The organism is Pseudarthrobacter sp. NPDC092424 (assembly GCF_044754925.1).
Taxonomy (GTDB): domain Bacteria; phylum Actinomycetota; class Actinomycetes; order Actinomycetales; family Micrococcaceae; genus Arthrobacter.
Map to the genome: position 1 here is coordinate 1 of NZ_JBIVQC010000004.1, position 16,799 is coordinate 16,799.

Sequence of the window (16,799 nt, forward strand, 5' to 3'; positions counted from 1 at the left end):
CACCACGGGGTGGCGGCACAGCAAATCCAACCAATTCATAAAAAATCGGTATCAATAAACTTGGCACACTATTGAGTTCTCAAACAACAGACACATTCGAATATTCCCGAAGCAATTCATTCAATGAATTCCGCTTCGTATTTCTTCGCTGCGATGTTTTTATCTTATTTCATCTTCATTCGCTTTTGCAAATCCGGTTGTTTTCCCGGAATTCACCCGGTCGAGATGAATCCGCCCAGCAAAATGTCGAAGAATTCTTCAATCCGTGCCCTGCACGGCCAAGAATCGCTTCTCATTTGTTGGGGGTTTGTCACCGCTCAGCGGCGGCGACTCAGAAAACAATACACGCCCCTCCGCGGCCGTGCAAATCGGCTTCGGAGGGGCGTGCATCGGGCGGGCCGGCAGGCTGCCGGCCTAGGGAACGAGGACCTCGACAGTGGCAAGGTTCTTCTTGCCCCGGCGGAGCAGGAGGTACTGCCCATGGAGCAGTTCGGACTCCGAAATAACGGCCTCGGGGTCCAGCACCTTCTCGTTATTCACGTAGGCACCACCCTCCCCCACAGTGCGCCGGGCTGCGGACTTGCTGTCCGACAAGCCGGAGGCGACGAGCAAGTCGATGATTCCGAGGGCGTCCACCTGGACCGTCGCGGAAGGAAGTTCGGAGGTGGCTGCCTGCAGGGTCTGCTTGTCCAATGCGGAGAGGTCGCCATTGCCGAACAGGGCGGCGGAGGCGGCGATGACCTTTTCCGTAGCCGCGACACCATGGACCAGCGAAGTCACTTCGAAGGCAAGCTTCCGCTGGCCCTCACGGGCAAACGGGCGCTCCGCCACGGCGGCCGCGATTTCCTCGATCTCGGCGCGCGAGAGAAAGGTGAAGACCTTCAGCCGGTCCACCACGTCAGCGTCGGCCGTGTTCAGCCAGAACTGGTAGAAGGCGTACGGGCTGCACATGCCGGCATCGAGCCAGATCGCATTGCCCTCGCTCTTGCCGAACTTGGTGCCGTCCGAATTGGTGATGAGCGGGGTTCCCAGCGCGTGGACGCTCTTGCCTTCCACCTTGCGGATCAGTTCCGTGCCGCTGGTGAGGTTGCCCCACTGGTCAGAGCCGCCGGTCTGCAGGACACAGCCGTATTCGCGGTACAACTCTAGGTAGTCCATGCCTTGCAGGATCTGGTAGCTGAACTCGGTATAGCTGATGCCCTCATCCGAGCTCAGGCGCGAGGCCACGGCGTCCTTGCGGAGCATGGTTCCGACGCGGTAGTGCTTGCCCACCTCGCGCAGGAAGTCGATCGCGCTTAGCGGCGCGGTCCAGTCCAGGTTGTTGACCATCCGGGCGGCATTGCCGCCCTCGAAGCTGAGGAAACGGCGGACCTGGGCCTGGAGGTACCCAACCCACTCAGCAACGGTGTCCTTGGTGTTCAATGTGCGCTCCGCCGTCGGACGCGGATCGCCGATCATGCCGGTGGAACCGCCCACCAGGCCGAGGGGCCGGTGCCCCGCCAGTTGGAGCCGGCGCATCAGGAGCAGCTGGACCAGGTTGCCCAGGTGCAGGCTCGGAGCGGTGGGGTCGAAGCCGCAATAATACGTAACCGGTTCACCGGCGAGGAGCTTTTCCAGCTCCTCTTCGTCGGTGGAGACATGGACCAGTCCACGCCACTTCAGCTCCTGCCAGATATTGGCAAAGGTCGGGTCGTTCTGCTGCGATTCGAGGCTGCTTAGTTCTGGCACGCCTTCTAAGTTAGCAGGATTGCCGGCGGCCCCATCAGCGCAGCGTACCGCCCCCGATATCAGCGGACGATGCCGGCAGGGACCGGCCGGCCGGCGATCAACCGCAGGCGCTGCGTGGCACGGGTCATGGCGACGTACAGGTCCCCCACCTTGCCGTGCTCATGGTTGAGCATCATGGCAGGCTCCAGGATCACCACGCCGTCGAACTCCAGGCCCTTGGCCTCCCGTGGGCTGATCACCACAATGTCCTGCTCATAGCTGCCCGCACCGTTGCCGATGCGCCGGCCGTAGGAGGCGCGCAGGGCTGAAGCAGCTTCAGCGAGAAGGGGGCCGTCGGCAATCACCGCAAGCAGGCCGCCGTCTAGCGCTGCAAGCTCCTCCGGCAGTACCTCCACCAGGCGGTCCACCAGCGCACCCGGCTCCACCTGGTCCACGACCGGTGCCCAGCGGCCCTCCCGGACCGCCTTGGGCGCCGACACCACCAGGCCGGCCGCGTTGGCCATCCGCACCGCGGCCTCGGCGATTTGTGTGGGCGTGCGGTAGTTGACGGTCAGCTCCTCCAGCTGCCAGCGTTCCCCGAACATGGGCGCCAGCGCGCCCTGCCACGAGTTGGCGCCGGCCACGGAGCTGGTTTGGGCAATGTCACCCACGATGGTGAAGGACTTCAGCGGGCACCGGCGCACCAGCAGCCGCCACTGCATCGGGGACAGCTCCTGGGCCTCGTCCACCACGATGTGCCCGAACGCCCAGGTCCGGTCCGTGGTGGCCCGCTCGGCCGCGGTAAGCCTGGCCTCACGCTCCTGGTTCTGCTCCATCAGGTCCTCAGCCGTCATCAGCGCATCGACGCCGGCCGTTTCCATGTTGACCAGGGTCTGCTTTGCGTTGGCCAGGTCCCGGGCGCGGTCGTGCTCCTGCTGGGCCAGGCCGCGGCCGGCCGCCGGGTCGAGTTCGCCGAGCAGTTCGGCTGCCTCGTCCAGCAGCGGGACGTCGGATTCGGTCCAGCGGGCGTCCGCCGGCCGCAGCAGCAGTTTCCGTTCGCCGGGAGACATGTGCGGGGTGCAGAACTCCAGTACGGCGGGCTTGCTGAACAGCTCGGAAATCAGCTTCTCCGGCGTCATGGGCATCCAGCAGAGGTTCAGCGCGATCCGCACGTCCCGGGCGGTGCGGACATCCTCAGCCAGATAGGAGCGGTCCGCGTTGTTGCCGATGTTCCCGGCCTCGACCATGTCCGTCAGCTGTTCGGTCAGCTCACGCAACAGGATCTTCACGAAGGTCACCCTGGCCTCGTTGTACGGCTTTCCGGTGGAACGGGCGCGTTCACGGGCGCGGCGCACCTGGCGCGGGGTCAGCACCAGCTTGCGGCCGTCCACCTCCAGGATCTGGTTCGCGGCCGGGACCCGCTGCCGGTTGGAGACGGCGTTGGCCACCACGGTGGCCATGTCCAGGCGTCCCTTGATGGCGGCAACGGCGGCTTCCGGTTCCGGGACCGCCTGGATGCCCGGCATGAGCCGGCCAAGGCTGGCCATCACGACGCCCGTTTCGCCCAGCGAGGGCAGCACCCGCTCGATGTATTTCATGAACGACGACGACGGGCCCACCAGCAGGACACCTGCGCTCTTGAGCCGGTCCCGGTGGGTGTAGAGGAGGTAGGCGGCACGGTGCAGCGCCACGGCGGTCTTGCCGGTACCCGGCCCGCCCTGCACCACGAGGGCGCCGGAGATGGAGGAGCGGATGATCCGGTCCTGTTCGGACTGGATGGTGCTGACGATGTCGGACATGCGGCCGGTCCGCTTCGAGTTCAGCGCCGCCAGCAGGGCACCTTCGCCCTGGAGCGATTCGTTGTCCGCGAGCATGGAGGCGTCCAGGACGTCGTCCTCAATGGCCTTGACCTCGCGGCCCTGCAGGATCAGGTGCCGGCGGCGCCGCACGCCCTGGCGGTCAAAAGCGGTGGCCTGGTAGAAGTGGCCGGCTTCCGGCGCGCGCCAGTCCACCATGAGCCGCTGCAGGTCCTCGGTGGACAGGCCGATACGGCCGATGTACTGCGCTTCCCCCGAGTCCAGGTCCAGACGGCCGAACACCAGCCGGTCATCCACGGCGTCCAACTGCGCCAGGCGGTCCTCGTAGAGGGCTGCGAACGCGTCACGTTCGGAAACATTCTGCATGGTGCCCACGGCTCCGGCCCGGCGGACCTGCGCGAGCTGCCGGCGTTTTTCCTCGCGGAGCTCTTCAAGCCGGGCATACAGGCCGGCCACGTACTCCCGTTCGTGGGCCAAATCCGCGTCGAGCATTAACGTTCCCCTATCGCAAAAGACAGACCTATCATTCTACAACCATTTCCGTTAACGGTCGCCAAACGTGTTCGGTCTGACCTTCACCGGGCGGGCTTTGGCGGCCTTGTACCGGGACACGGTGGGATCGCCCGTGATCCAGTACCGCCATGCGTACTGCTCCGACCCTCCCGCGCCGGATACCCCCACCCGCGGTCCGGAACTGACCGCCTCAGCCGCGCGGGGCGGAAGCACCAGCGCGAAAGGGGGCGCCAGGGCATCCCGGCCGCTGTCCGCCGTCGTAAGCCCCAGCGCCTTGGCGAGCCGCGCGGGGCCGCTGGCAAGATCCGCGGCGGTCCTGGACGTGTGCCGGCGCTTCCTGGCCAGCTCGAGGCCGTCTACGATTTCACCGGCCCGCAGCAGCAGGGCCGAGGCTGTGCCCGGAGGCCCGCACACGATGTTGGTGCAGTGGTGCATTCCGTACGTGAAGTAAACGTAGAGGTGACCGGCCGGACCGAACATGGGGGCGTTGCGCGGTGTGGGGCCGCGGTACGTGTGGGAGCCTGGGTCCGGATGAAGCGAATCCTCCGGCCCCAGGTACGCCTCCACCTCGGTCAGCCGGACGGACACCGGACCTTCGCGTGATTCATGCGTCAGGACGGCGCCGAGCAGCAGCGGGGCAAGGTCGCGGGCATCTCCGGACAGCATCCGGCGCAGGTCTTCCGGGTCTGTAGGCAACTGGTCACTCATGGGCAGACTCTATCGAGGACGGCAGCACTTCGCCCTTCGGAGCCGTGTCCGATTTCCGCTAGGTGCAGCCTCCGCGGGCTGGCAGGATGGAGGCATGGATTTCTGGCAGCGCTACCGGGCCATCGACGCCCGGGATACCCGCTTCGACGGACAGTTCTACACTGCCGTGCGGACCACGGGCATCTACTGCCGCCCGTCGTGCCCGGCGCGGACCCCCAAAGCGGAGAACGTCACCTTCTACGAGACGTCCGCGGCGGCGCACGACGCCGGCTACCGGGCCTGCAAGCGGTGCCTCCCCGAAGCGGTCCCCGGCACCCCGGCGTGGAACCAACGCCAGGACGTCGCCGGACGCGCCATGCGCCTGATCAACGACGGTGTGGTGAACCGGGACGGAGTGGCGGGGCTTGCCGCACGGCTGGGCTACTCCGCACGGCAGCTTAACCGGATCCTCACCCAGGAACTCGGCGCCGGCCCTTTATCGCTGGCCCGGGCCGGCCGCGCCCAGACCGCACGAACACTGCTGGTGTCCACGTCCATGAAGCTGGCCGACGTCGCGTTTGCGGCCGGTTTCAGCAGCGTGCGGCAGTTCAACGAAACCATGCTGGCGGTCTTTGCCATGACCCCCGGCGCGCTTCGCCTCGCTGCCCGGCCGCACCGGCCGGCCGGCGGGACCACCGCCCTCACGCTCACACTCCCGTACAGGCACCCCTTCGACCCCGGAATCTTCTCCTTCCTGGCGGCGCGCGCCATTCCCGGCGTCGAGGCAGGGACGGCACGCTCCTACGCACGCACGCTGCGGCTGCAGCACGGGGATGCCAGGTTCCGAGTCGACTACGACGCCGGCTCCCGGACCAGGCCGCTGACCCTCACTGTGGGCGCGGTGGACCTGCGCGACCTGCCGGCGCTGCTGAGCCGGGTGCGCAGGCTCTTCGACCTGGACGCAGACCCCGAAGCGATCGACGGCACCCTCCGTGCTGATCCCAGGCTGGCCACCTCCGTGGCCGCCGCGCCCGGCATGCGCATGCCCGGAGCCGTGGACCCGCAGGAACTGCTGGTCCGGGCGATGGCGGGTCAGCAGGTCACGGTCGCTGCTGCCCGCACCGCCCTCACCCGCTTGTCTGTCGCCGGCAGTCCCAGCACCGCAGCCGGGGACGGGCTGGAGCGGCTGTTCCCCACGCCGGCGCAGGTTGCCGGCGCCGGGCACCTCCTGGCCGGTCCGCAGCGCAGGATTGACGCACTCCTGCACACGGCCTCAGTCATGGCTTCGGGGGAGCTGGACTTTGGCTACGGCAGCGACGTGCCGGGGCTCGAAGCCTCCCTCCTGCCGCTGCCGGGGGTGGGACCCTGGACGGTGGGCTACGTGGCCATGCGGGTCCTCGGCGCGCCTGACATCTTCCTGGCCAACGACGCGGCGGTACGCAACGGGATCCGCGCGCTGACCGGCGGCACTAATGGCAGCGGCATTAATGCCGGCGGCGTCCTGAGTCCGGATTTCCGCGAGACCAGTCCTTGGCGTTCCTACGCCACCATGCACCTCTGGCGGGCAGCCGCCGCACCATCCACCGGGCACCGGCCCGCCGACCTGAAAGTCATGAAATGAGAGCCCAACTGCTGGAAATGTTCACACCCGACGGGCCGTTCACGGTTCTGGCACACGACGGGGTGGTCCTTGCATCCGGGTGGACCGCACGGTTGGAGGAACTGACCGGCCAGATCCATCCCGCGCTGCGGCCGGACTCCGTGGAAGAGGTCGGCCGGATGGACGGGATTTCGCCCGCTGTGGAGGCCTTCTACAGCGGGGACCCTGCGCCGGCCATGGCAGTTCCGGTCCGGCAACAGTCGGGTCCGTTCCGTGCCCACGCGTGGAATGTGCTGCGGGAAGTCCGGCCCGGGTCCCCGGTCACGTACACCGAGTACGCCGCGCTGGCTGGAAACCCAAAGGCCGTGCGCGCGGCCGCAAGTGCGTGCGCCTTCAACGCTGCAGCACTGTTCGTGCCGTGCCACCGGGTGATCCGGACGGATGGTTCGCTGGGCGGATTCCGCTGGGGGCTCGCCATCAAAGAGAGCCTGCTGGCCCGCGAAGCCAGCCAGCCGCCGTCGTCCGCGTACCCGGACGTCCACATACCCGGACGCTCTCTCACTTAATGCCTGAAAAACACCAACGCTCTCTCATTTTCCTGAAGAAAGTGAGAGAGCGTTGCCCCAAAAGCCGCATTAAGTGAGAGAGCGTCGGGGGGGGTTAGGCGGCGTAGGTGCGGGCCGTCTCCAGCTCGCTTTCCAGCGCCACGAGCTGGCGTTCGACGGCGGCCGGTGCCGTTCCGCCCTGGGAGTTGCGGCTGTTGAGCGAGCCCTCCGTGGACAGGACCGTGCGGACCTCGGGCGTCAGGTGCCCCGAGATGGCGGCGTACTCCTCATCCGTCAGGTCCCACAGCTCCACGCCGCGGGATTCGGCCTGCTTGACCGCAGCCCCGGAAAGTTCATGCGCCTCCCGGAACGGCACGCCCTGCCGGACCAGCCACTCGGCGATGTCCGTGGCCAGCGCGAAGCCCTGCGGTGCCAGCGACTCCATCCGTTCGGTGTTGAACTTCAGGGTAGCGATCATGCCGGAGACCGCCGGAAGCAGGAGCTCCAGGGTGTCCGCCGCGTCGAAGACCGGTTCCTTGTCCTCCTGCAGGTCGCGGTTGTACGCCAGCGGCAGGCCCTTGAGGGTGGCGAGCAGCCCGGTCAGGTTGCCGATCAGGCGCCCTGCCTTGCCGCGTGCAAGTTCCGCCACGTCCGGGTTCTTCTTCTGCGGCATGATGGACGATCCAGTGGAGTACGAATCATGCAGGGTGACGAAGGAGAACTCCTTGGTGGCCCAGAAGATGACTTCCTCGGAGATCCGGGACAGGTCCACGCCGATCATGGAACACACCCAGGCGAACTCGGCGAAGACGTCGCGGGACGCGGTGCCATCGATCGAGTTGTGCACCGCGGAGTAGAAGCCCAGGTCCGCGGCCACCGCCTCCGGGTCCAGGCCCAGCGAGGAGCCGGCCAGGGCGCCGGAACCGTATGGCGAAACACCTGCGCGCCTGTCCCAGTCCTGCAGCCGCTGCACGTCGCGCAGCAGCGCCCAGGCGTGGGCCAGCAAGTGGTGGCTGAGCAGTACCGGCTGGGCGTGCTGGAGGTGGGTACGGCCGGGCATGGCCACCCCGTGGTGCGCCCTGGCCTGTGCCACCAGCGCGTCCACCGTGTCCAGCACGCCACGGGCAATGATCCGGGCGTGGTCACGCAGGAACATCCGGCCCAGCGTGGCCACCTGGTCGTTGCGGGACCTGCCGGCACGGAGCTTGCCGCCCAGCTGGGCGCCCGCGCGCTCTATCAGGCCACGCTCCAGGGAACCGTGCACATCCTCGTCGGACTCCGCCGGCAGGTAGGTGCCGGAGGCCACGTCCTCGTCCAGCTGCTTGAGCGCGGCGAGCATGCCTTCCAGCTCAGCGCCGTCCAGCAGGCCGGCCTTGTGCAGCACGCGGGCGTGCGCCTTGGAGCCGGCGATGTCGTAGCGGGCCAGCCGCCAGTCGAAGTGCGTGGACTTGCTCAGGGCTGCAAGGGCGTCAGCGGGGCCGCCGGCGAACCGGCCGCCCCACAGTGCGCCGGTGTTGGTAGCTTCAGACTTTGCGTCAGCCACGCGGGCTACTTCCCTGCGACGCGGATGTCGCGGCCGGAGGCAACCTTGGCTGACATGCCCCACAGTTCAATGAAGCCCCGGGCCATGGACTGGTCGAAGGTGTCGCCGGTGTCGTAGGTGGCGAGGTCGAAGTCGTACAGCGAGGTCTCGGAGCGGCGTCCGTTGACGATGGCCTGGCCGCCGTGGAGGACCATGCGGATGTCGCCTGAGACGTACTTCTGCGTGTCCTCGATGAACGCGTCCAGGGAGCGCTTCAGCGGGGAGAACCACTGGCCGTCGTAGACCAGCTCCGCCCAGCGCTGGCCAACGGTGGCCTTGAAGCGGGCCTGCTCGCGTTCGATGGTGACGTCTTCGAGGTGCTTGTGGGCGGTGATCAGCGCCATGGCGCCCGGTGCCTCGTAGATTTCGCGGGACTTGATGCCCACCAGGCGGTCCTCGACGACGTCGATGCGGCCCACGCCCTGGGCGCCGGCGCGGCGGTTGAGTTCCTGGATGGCCTGCAGCGGGGTGACCTTGACGCCGTCGATCGCTACCGGCACGCCGGCTTCGAAGGAAATGGTGACCTCATCCGGTGCCGGCGGGAACTCCGGGGTGGCGGTGTAGTCGTAGATGTCCTTGGTGGGCGCGTTCCAGATATCTTCCAGGTAGCCGGTCTCGACGGCGCGTCCCCACACGTTCTGGTCGATCGAGTACGGGTTCTTCTTGGTGGTCTCAATGGGCAGGCCCTTTTCCTCGGCGAAGGCGATGGCCTTGTCCCGGGTGAGGGCGAGGTCGCGGACCGGCGCAATGCATTTCAGGTCCGGCCCGAGGGTCTGGATGCCCACCTCGAAGCGGACCTGGTCGTTGCCCTTGCCGGTGCAGCCGTGCGCGACCGTGGTGGCGCCGAATTCGCGGGCGGCTTTGACCAGGTGCTTGACGATCACCGGGCGGGAGATGGCGGAGACCAGCGGGTAGTGGCCCTGGTAGAGGGCGTTGGCCTTCAGCGTGGGGACGCAGTATTCGTTGGCGAACTCGTCCGAGGCGTCGGCCACGTACGCCTCCACGGCGCCGCAGCCGAGGGCACGCTGGCGGATGGTTTCCAGCGATTCGCCGCCCTGTCCGACGTCCACGGCCACGGCGATGACCTCTGCCCCGGTCGCTTCGCCGATCCAGCCGATGGCGACGGAGGTGTCCAGGCCGCCGGAGTAGGCCAGCACAATGCGTTCAGTCACTTTGTTGCTCCTTGTTGGGGGTTGTTTTGATGATTGTCTTCAAGCTTATTGCCCGGCTTCCTCAGCCAGTTGCAGGAAGCGGGCGGCAAGGTCCGGGCCGCCGAGCGGGTCGCGGGAGACCAGCAGCACGGTGTCGTCACCGGCGATGGTGCCCAGGATGGACGGCATGACCGAGTGGTCGATCGCCAGGGCGAGGAAGTTCGCGGCGCCGGGCGGGGTCCGCAGCACCACGAGGTTTGCCGACGCTTCGGCGGTGACCAGAAGTTCGCTGCAGAGCCGGGCCAGGCGGGCGTCCAGGATTTCCTGGCTCACCCCCGCCTTGGCCGCGCGTTCGCCGCCTTCGCCCGGAACCGCGTAGACCAGCGCGCCCTCCTGCCCGCGGACCCGAACGGCGCCGAGTTCCACGAGGTCCCGCGACAGCGTCGCCTGGGTGACCTGCACGCCGTCGTCCGCGAGCAGGGCCGCCAGTTCGGCCTGGGAACGCACCGACTGGCCCGTCAGGATCGCGGTGATGCGCGCCTGGCGGGCTGTCTTGGTGGCCGGGCTGGAGCCTGCAGCGGTGGGCTGGGCGGACACTAGAACGTGCTCTCCCCGGTGCCCTCGACCGGCGCGAGGCCGTCCACGAAGGCCAGGCCGGAGCGGTGCATCAGCCACGCCATGAGCGCCTTCTGCGCGTGCAACCGGTTTTCGGCCTCGTCCCAGACGATGGACTGCGGACCGTCGATCACGCCGGCGGAGATTTCGTAGCCGCGGTAGGCGGGCAGGCAGTGAAGCACGACGGCGTCATCCGCGGCGAGTGCCATGGCCTCCTCAGTCACGGCGTACTCCCGGAACAGCTGCAGCCGGGCTTCCTTTTCGGCTTCCTGGCCCATGGACACCCAGGTATCGGTGGCTACCACGTCGGCACCCTGCAGGACTTTGGCCGCGTCGGTGGTGATGAGTACGGAACCGCCGGTCTCGGCGGCGCGTTCCTCAGCTTCGGCAACGACGTCCGCGGCCGGCAGGTACCCCTCCGGACCCGCGATCCGGACGTGCATGCCCGCGGTGACGCCGGCGAGCAGGTAGGAGTTGGCCATGTTGTTGGCAGCGTCGCCCAGATAGCTCATGGTGAGACCCCTGAGTTCACCCTTGTGCTCCTTGACGGCCAGCAGGTCCGCCAGCAGCTGGCACGGGTGGTAGTCGTCGCACAGCGCGTTGATGACGGGAACGCGGGAGTTTTCCGCCATGGCCACCAGGCCGGCATGCGCGCCGGTGCGCCACACGATGGTGGAGACCATGCGTTCCAGGACCTTCGCGGTGTCCTCCACGGACTCCTTGTGGCCGATCTGCGCCTCGCCCGGGTTGACGATCAGCGCGTTGCCGCCCATGTCCGCAATGCCGGTGGCGAAGGAGACGCGGGTCCGGGTGGAGGTCTTGTCGAAAATGACGGCCACGGTCTTGCGCCCGTTTCCTGGTGCGGCAAATGGCTGGACGCTGTACGGTGCCGCTTTCATGCGCGCAGCCAGGTCCAGGACTTCCGCCTGTTCTGCGGGGCTGAGGTCCGTGTCCTTGAGGAAGTGCCGGGTGGATGAGGGGGTCACTGGGCGTCCTTAGCGGTTTGAAGGATGGCGGGGAAAGCGGCGAGGAAGCTGTCGGACTGGGCCTCGGTGAGGATCAGTGGCGGGGCCAGGCGGAGAGTCCGCGGGCCGGGGCTGTTGACGATGAAGCCGGCGTTGAGGCCTGCCTGCACCACCGCGGGTGCGACGTCGGCGTCCAGGTCGAAGCCGATCAGCAGGCCTTCGCCGCGGACCTCGGTGACGCCGGGAATGGCGCGCAGCCCGGACCGCAGGTGCTCCCCCACCGCTGCCGCGTTGGCCAGCACCTGCTGGTTCTCCAGCGCGTGCAGCGTTGCGAGGGCGGCTGCGGTGGCCACCGGGTTCCCGCCAAACGTGGTGCCGTGCTGGCCGGCGGACAACAACGACGACGGCGCCTCGCCCAGGGTGATCAGCGCACCGACGGGGAAACCGCCGCCCAATCCCTTGGCCAGGGTGATGGCGTCCGGAACGATGCCGGCGTCTTCGCTGGCGAACCACTTGCCGGTACGTCCGATGCCGGTCTGGACCTCATCGAGGATCAGCAGGGCGCCCGCTTTGGTGGTGGCGGCGCGGGCCGCCTGGAGGTAGCCGGCCGGCAACGGCCGTACCCCGGCCTCGCCCTGGATGGGTTCGAGGAAGACGGCAGCAACGGTGTCATCCACCGCCGCTTCCAGGGCTGCGATGTCACCAAACGGAATGTGGACCACGCCGCCGGGCAGCGGCTCGAACGGGGTCCGGTACGCTTCCTTGGCCGTCAGTGCAAGCGCCCCCATGGTCCGGCCGTGGAAGGCACCCTCGAGCGCAATGATCCTGGTCCGCCGCGGAGCCTCCCCTGCCGCGGCCCCCGAGTTGCGGCGGGCCAGTTTGAAGGCGGCTTCGTTGGCTTCGGTGCCGGAGTTGGTGAAGAACACCTTGGACCCGGCGGGCGCCTTGGCCAGGGCCAGCAGCTTCTCGGCCAGGGCAATCTGGGTGGGGCTGGTGAAGAAGTTGGAGACGTGCCCCAGGGTGGCCAGCTGGCTGCAGATGACCGAGGTCACGAACGGGTGGGCGTGGCCCAGCGCGTTAACGGCGATGCCGCCCAGCAGGTCCAGGTATTCCTTGCCGTCGGCGTCCCACACCAGGCAACCGGCGCCCCGGACCAGGACGCGCTGCGGGGTGCCGAAAACCCCCATCAGGGAGCCGGAATAGCGGGCCAGCCAGTCCGCTCCGCTGCCGTTGCCGGTGATCAGCGCGGCTTCGGCGCCGGCGGCGGGGTTGACGTCGACAGTGCGGTTCATGCGTTGGCCTCCTCGTCCGGAACAACCTGGGTGCCGATGCCGGCGGTGGTGAAGGTTTCCAGCAGCATGGAGTGCGGCAGGCGCCCGTCCACGATGTGGGCACGTTCAACTCCGCCGTCCACGGCCTTCAGGCACGCTTCCATCTTGGGGATCATGCCGGACTCCAGGGTGGGCAGCAGTTCACGCAGGTCGGAAGCCTTGAGCGAGGAAATCAGCGAAGAGCGGTCCGGCCAGTTGGCGTACAGGCCCTCCACGTCCGTGAGGATCACCAGCTTGGAGGCACCGAGTGCTTCGGCCAGCGCGGCGGCAGCGGTGTCCGCATTGACGTTGAGCACCTGGCCGGTGGTCTGGTGCGTCTCACCCTGGGCACGGCCGTCGACGGCCGCTCCTGCGTCCGCGATTTCGGGCGCCACGGTGGAAATCACCGGAATGCGGCCGGCCGCCAGGATGTCCAGGATGCCTTCCGGGTTCACGCCCACCACCTCGCCCACCAGGCCCAGGTCCACCTCTTCGCCGTCGATGACGGTGCCGGTGCGGACCGCGCGGAGCAGTCCGCCGTCCTCGCCGGACATGCCCACGGCGTAGGGGCCGTGGGAGTTGATGAGCCCTACCAGCTCCCGGCCCACCTGGCCGGTCAGGACCATGCGGACCACATCCATGGCCTCGGGCGTGGTGACGCGCAGGCCGCCCTTGAATTCGGACTCGATGCCCAGCCTGGCCAGCATGGAGTTGATCTGCGGACCGCCGCCGTGGACCACTACGGGGTGGATGCCCACATGGTGCAGGAACACCACGTCCTCGGCGAACGCGCGCCGAAGTTCATCGTTGACCATCGCGTTGCCGCCGTACTTGATGACCATGGTGGTGCCGGCAAAGCGCTGGATCCAGGGCAGCGCTTCGATCAGCGTGGCGGCTTTGTCCTGGGCGTCCAGCATCGAGGTGTTTTCGCGGGTTCGGGTGTTCATGGCCTGTCTTCCTGGTGTGGCGGAGGGTCGCTGCCTAGCTTGAGTAGGCGCTGTTCTCGTGCACGTAGTCGTGGGTCAGGTCGTTGGTCCAGATGGTGGCCTCGGCGTCGCCGGCCTGCAGGTCGATCTCCACCAGCACCTCGCGCGGCTCCAGGTCCACCAGGCCGCGGTCGTCGCCGATGCTGCCGTTGCGGCAGATCTGGATGCCGTTCATGGCCACGTTCAGTTTGTCCGGCTCGAACGCGGCGTCCGTGGTCCCCACGGCTGAAAGCACGCGGCCCCAGTTGGGGTCCTTGCCGAAGATGGCGGCCTTGAAGAGGTTGGACCTGGCCACCGAGCGGCTGACGGCCTCGGCGTCGGCTTCGCTGGCGGCGTTGAAGGTCCGGATGGCGATGTCGTGACTGGCGCCTTCCGCGTCCGCGATGAGTTTCCGGGCCAGTTCCGCACACACCTGGGTCAGCCCTGCCCCGAAGGCTTCGGCGGAGGGAACCGCTCCGGACGCGCCGGAGGCCAGGAGGACCACGGTGTCGTTGGTGGACATGCAGCCGTCCGAATCAGCCCGGTCGAAGGTGACCCGCGTGGCGTCGCGGAGGACGACGTCGAGCATATCCGCCTGCACATCCGCGTCGGTGGTGAGGACCACCAGCATGGTGGCCAGGCCGGGAGCGAGCATGCCGGCGCCCTTGGCTATGCCCCCGATGCTGAATTCCCGGCCGTCCGCGTCGCTGCCGATGAACAGGGCGGACTTGGGCACGGAATCGGTGGTCATGATGGCGGCGCCGGCCGCCGGACCGCCGTCGGTACTCAGTCCAGCGGCGGCAGCTTCGACGCCGGGCAGGAGCTTGTCCATCGGCAGGTGCTCGCCGATGAGGCCGGTGGAACAGACAAAGACGTCCGTGGCGGAGATGCCCAGAACGTCCGCCACCTTCTCGGCGGTGCTATGCGTGTTCTGGAAGCCCTGGGGGCCGGTGCAGGCGTTGGCCCCGCCGGAGTTGAGAACCACCGCGTCCACGCGCCCGTCGGAGACCACCTGGCGTGACCAGTGCACCGGCGCCGCGGCCACGCGGTTGCTGGTGAACACGGCGGCGGCGGCCTTGGACGGGCCGTCGTTGACCACCAGTGCCAGGTCGGGGTTGCCGGATGCCTTGAGCCCGGCGCTGACGCCTGCGGCCCGGAATCCCGAGGGTGCGGTGATGGTCACGGGGCTACTCCCTGCAGGTTGAGGCCGTCGGTTTCGGGCAGGCCGAGTGCGATGTTCATGGACTGGACCGCGCCGCCGGCGGTTCCCTTGGTGAGATTGTCGATCACGCAGGTGACAATGACGCGGCCGGTGTGGCTGTCGAACGCGAGCTGCATGGCGGCATGGTTGGAGCCCTGGACGGCCTTGGTGGCGGGCCACTGGCCTTCCGGCAGGAGGTGCACGAAGGGCTCGTCGTCGTAGGCATCGGCCCAGGCCTGGCGCAGCTGCTCGGCGGTGGTGCCGGGCTTAACCCGGGCGGTCGCCGTGGTGAGGATGCCGCGGCTCATCGGTGCCAGGGTGGGGGTGAAGGAAACGGTGACCTGTTCGCCCGCAGCCTTGGACAGGCCCTGCTCGATCTCCGGCGTGTGCCGGTGTGCGCCGCCCACGCCGTAGGGGCTCATGGAGCCCATGACTTCTGCGCCGATCAGGTTGACCTTGGCTGCCTTGCCCCCGCCCGAGGTGCCGGAGGCCGAAACGATCACGACGTCGTCGGGCGCCAGGAGTCCTGCGCTGAACCCTGGCGTCAAGGCGAGCAGTGCGGACGTCGGGTAGCAGCCGGGTACGGCGATGCGGGTGGCGCCCTTGAGTGCCTCGCGGTGGCCGGGCAACTCCGGCAGTCCGTAGGGCCAGGTGCCGGCATGCGCGGAACCGTAGAACTTTTCCCAGACGGCAGGGTCCTCGAGCCGGTGGTCGGCGCCGGCATCAATCACCACGGTGCCTTCGGGCAGCTGCGCGGCGATTTCCGCGGACGCCCCGTGCGGGAGGGCGAGGAAGACCACATCATGGCCGGAGAGATTCTCCACTGTGGTGTCTTCCAGGATGCGGCTGGCGAGTCCGTGCAGGTGGGGCTGCAGTTCGCCCAGCCGCGAGCCCGCGTTGCTGTGTGCGGTGATGGCGCCGATGGTCACGCCGGGATGCGCAGCCAGGAGGCGGAGGACTTCGCCCCCCGCATAGCCGCTGGCGCCGGACACTGCCACTGAAATAGTCATGTCTCCGACTATACAACAATAGTTATGCATTAGTCCCGATATTTATACATGACTGTCCGCGCCGGCCGGGATGTCCCTACGATGGGTGCAGCAGCCGGGCCGGAGAGGCCGGAACCCGGGAAAGGAGATCCATGACGCACGCAATCGTCGCACGGGAGGCCGGCGGGCCGGAAGTCCTTGCGTACACGGAAATCGGCCGCCCCGTCCCGGGCCCCGGGCAGCTCCTGGTCAAAGTGGGCGCAGCCGGCGTGAACTTCATCGACACCTACAAGCGCAGCGGCACGTACAAGGTTCCGTTCCCGTTCACCCCCGGCTCCGAGCTGGCCGGCACCGTGGAGGAACTCGGCGAGGGCGTTGCCGGTTACTCCGCCGGAGACAGGGTGGCCACTGCCGAGGGCATCAACTGCTACGCCGATTACGCGCTGGTGGATGCCGATGCCGCGCTGCCCGTTCCGGACGGCCTGGACGACTTCACCGCGGCCGCCCTCCCCCTGCAGGGCATGACCGCCCACTACCTGATGAACTCCACGTTCAAGGTGGAGGACGGGCACACCGTACTGCTGCATGCCGGGGCCGGTGGCGTGGGCCTGCTGTTGATCCAGATGCTGAAGCTGCGCGGGGCGAAGGTCATCACCACCGTTTCCACGGATGAGAAGGAACAGCTCGCGCTGGAGGCCGGCGCGGACCACGTGCTGCGGTATGACGGCTTTGCCGGACAGGTCCGGGAGCTCACCGGCGGCGCGGGCGCCCACGTGGTGTACGACGGCGTCGGGAAGGACACGTTCGACGACTCACTTGCGGCGCTGCGCGTCCGGGGAACGCTGGTACTGTTCGGCGCGGCCTCCGGCCCGGTGCCGCCGGTCGATCCGCAGCGGCTGAATGCAGGTGGCTCGCTGTTCCTGACCCGGCCCACCCTGGTCAACTACCTGCAGGATGCCAGGGAGCGGCGCTGGCGGTCGGATGAAATCTTTGCCGCCGCGGCGGACGGCAGCCTCAAGGTCCGCATCGGGGCCAAGTATCCGCTCGCAGAAGCCGGCCAGGCACACCGGGACCTCGAGGGCCGCAAGACCACGGGCAAGGTGCTCCTGGTGCCGTAGTTCCCGACCCATCTGCTGTTCACCTGGGGAAGGC

14 protein-coding genes are annotated in these 16,799 nt (G+C 67.9%); 3 read left to right on the plus strand and 11 right to left on the minus strand.

Annotated features, from left to right (window positions below; translation table 11 throughout):
• Positions 1-414: 414 nt before the first annotated feature.
• Genes tyrS through ACIQCN_RS07870 form a run of 3 tightly spaced genes read right to left on the minus strand, consistent with a single transcriptional unit; the run spans position 415 to position 4,745 of the window.
• On the minus strand, positions 415-1,728 hold the full coding sequence (tyrS, locus tag ACIQCN_RS07860; protein ID WP_400606390.1) for a tyrosine--tRNA ligase: 1,314 nt from the start codon (positions 1,726-1,728) through the stop codon (positions 415-417).
• Between the two features lie 59 nt (positions 1,729-1,787).
• The gene (locus tag ACIQCN_RS07865) at positions 1,788-4,016 is read right to left on the minus strand and encodes a HelD family protein (protein ID WP_400610294.1); all 2,229 of its coding nucleotides are present in this window, start codon (positions 4,014-4,016) and stop codon (positions 1,788-1,790) included.
• Positions 4,017-4,067: 51 nt separating this feature from the next.
• Positions 4,068-4,745 carry a DNA-3-methyladenine glycosylase gene (locus ACIQCN_RS07870; protein WP_400610296.1) on the minus strand — a complete coding sequence of 226 codons (678 nt, stop codon included), beginning with the start codon at positions 4,743-4,745 and terminating at the stop codon, positions 4,068-4,070.
• Positions 4,746-4,839: 94 nt separating this feature from the next.
• On the opposite strand from ACIQCN_RS07870, the gene ACIQCN_RS07875 reads away from it, so the two are divergent.
• Positions 4,840-6,345, plus strand: coding sequence for a DNA-3-methyladenine glycosylase 2 family protein (locus tag ACIQCN_RS07875; protein WP_400610298.1), 1,506 nt, complete (start codon positions 4,840-4,842; stop codon positions 6,343-6,345).
• Positions 6,342-6,890 (plus strand): methylated-DNA--[protein]-cysteine S-methyltransferase, encoded by a 549-nt coding sequence (locus ACIQCN_RS07880; RefSeq protein WP_400610300.1) that lies wholly within the window; start codon positions 6,342-6,344, stop codon positions 6,888-6,890. Before ACIQCN_RS07875 ends, ACIQCN_RS07880 begins: the two co-directional genes overlap by 4 nt.
• 94 nt (positions 6,891-6,984) lie before the next feature.
• Here the strand turns inward: ACIQCN_RS07880 and argH are convergent, their stop codons facing one another.
• The 8 genes from argH to argC are packed head-to-tail and all read right to left on the minus strand — an operon-like array spanning position 6,985 to position 15,668.
• On the minus strand, positions 6,985-8,412 hold the full coding sequence (argH, locus tag ACIQCN_RS07885) for an argininosuccinate lyase (RefSeq protein WP_400610302.1): 1,428 nt from the start codon (positions 8,410-8,412) through the stop codon (positions 6,985-6,987).
• Between the two features lie 5 nt (positions 8,413-8,417).
• Entirely contained in the window at positions 8,418-9,623 is a 1,206-nt protein-coding gene (locus ACIQCN_RS07890; RefSeq protein WP_400606380.1) for an argininosuccinate synthase, read from the minus strand.
• A gap of 45 nt (positions 9,624-9,668) precedes the next feature.
• Positions 9,669-10,199, minus strand: a complete 531-nt coding sequence (locus ACIQCN_RS07895; RefSeq protein WP_400606379.1) for an arginine repressor — start codon at positions 10,197-10,199, stop codon at positions 9,669-9,671.
• Complete coding sequence (argF, locus tag ACIQCN_RS07900) at positions 10,199-11,203, minus strand: ornithine carbamoyltransferase (RefSeq protein WP_400610304.1); 1,005 nt, start codon at positions 11,201-11,203, stop codon at positions 10,199-10,201. Before argF ends, ACIQCN_RS07895 begins: the two co-directional genes overlap by 1 nt.
• A complete protein-coding gene (locus tag ACIQCN_RS07905; RefSeq protein ID WP_400610306.1) occupies positions 11,200-12,474 on the minus strand; it encodes an acetylornithine transaminase in 1,275 nt (424 codons plus the stop codon). The genes argF and ACIQCN_RS07905 overlap by 4 nt, the downstream gene beginning before the upstream one ends.
• The gene (gene argB, locus ACIQCN_RS07910) at positions 12,471-13,439 is read right to left on the minus strand and encodes an acetylglutamate kinase (RefSeq protein WP_400606373.1); all 969 of its coding nucleotides are present in this window, start codon (positions 13,437-13,439) and stop codon (positions 12,471-12,473) included. The genes ACIQCN_RS07905 and argB overlap by 4 nt, the downstream gene beginning before the upstream one ends.
• A 34-nt stretch (positions 13,440-13,473) precedes the next feature.
• A complete protein-coding gene (gene argJ / locus ACIQCN_RS07915; RefSeq protein WP_400606370.1) occupies positions 13,474-14,640 on the minus strand; it encodes a bifunctional glutamate N-acetyltransferase/amino-acid acetyltransferase ArgJ in 1,167 nt (388 codons plus the stop codon).
• On the minus strand, positions 14,637-15,668 hold the full coding sequence (argC, locus tag ACIQCN_RS07920) for an N-acetyl-gamma-glutamyl-phosphate reductase (RefSeq protein ID WP_400610308.1): 1,032 nt from the start codon (positions 15,666-15,668) through the stop codon (positions 14,637-14,639). The genes argJ and argC overlap by 4 nt, the downstream gene beginning before the upstream one ends.
• A 131-nt stretch (positions 15,669-15,799) precedes the next feature.
• On the opposite strand from argC, the gene ACIQCN_RS07925 reads away from it, so the two are divergent.
• Positions 15,800-16,765: a quinone oxidoreductase family protein gene (locus tag ACIQCN_RS07925; RefSeq protein ID WP_400610310.1), complete on the plus strand. Its 966-nt coding sequence runs from the start codon at positions 15,800-15,802 to the stop codon at positions 16,763-16,765.
• Positions 16,766-16,799 lie beyond the last annotated feature (34 nt).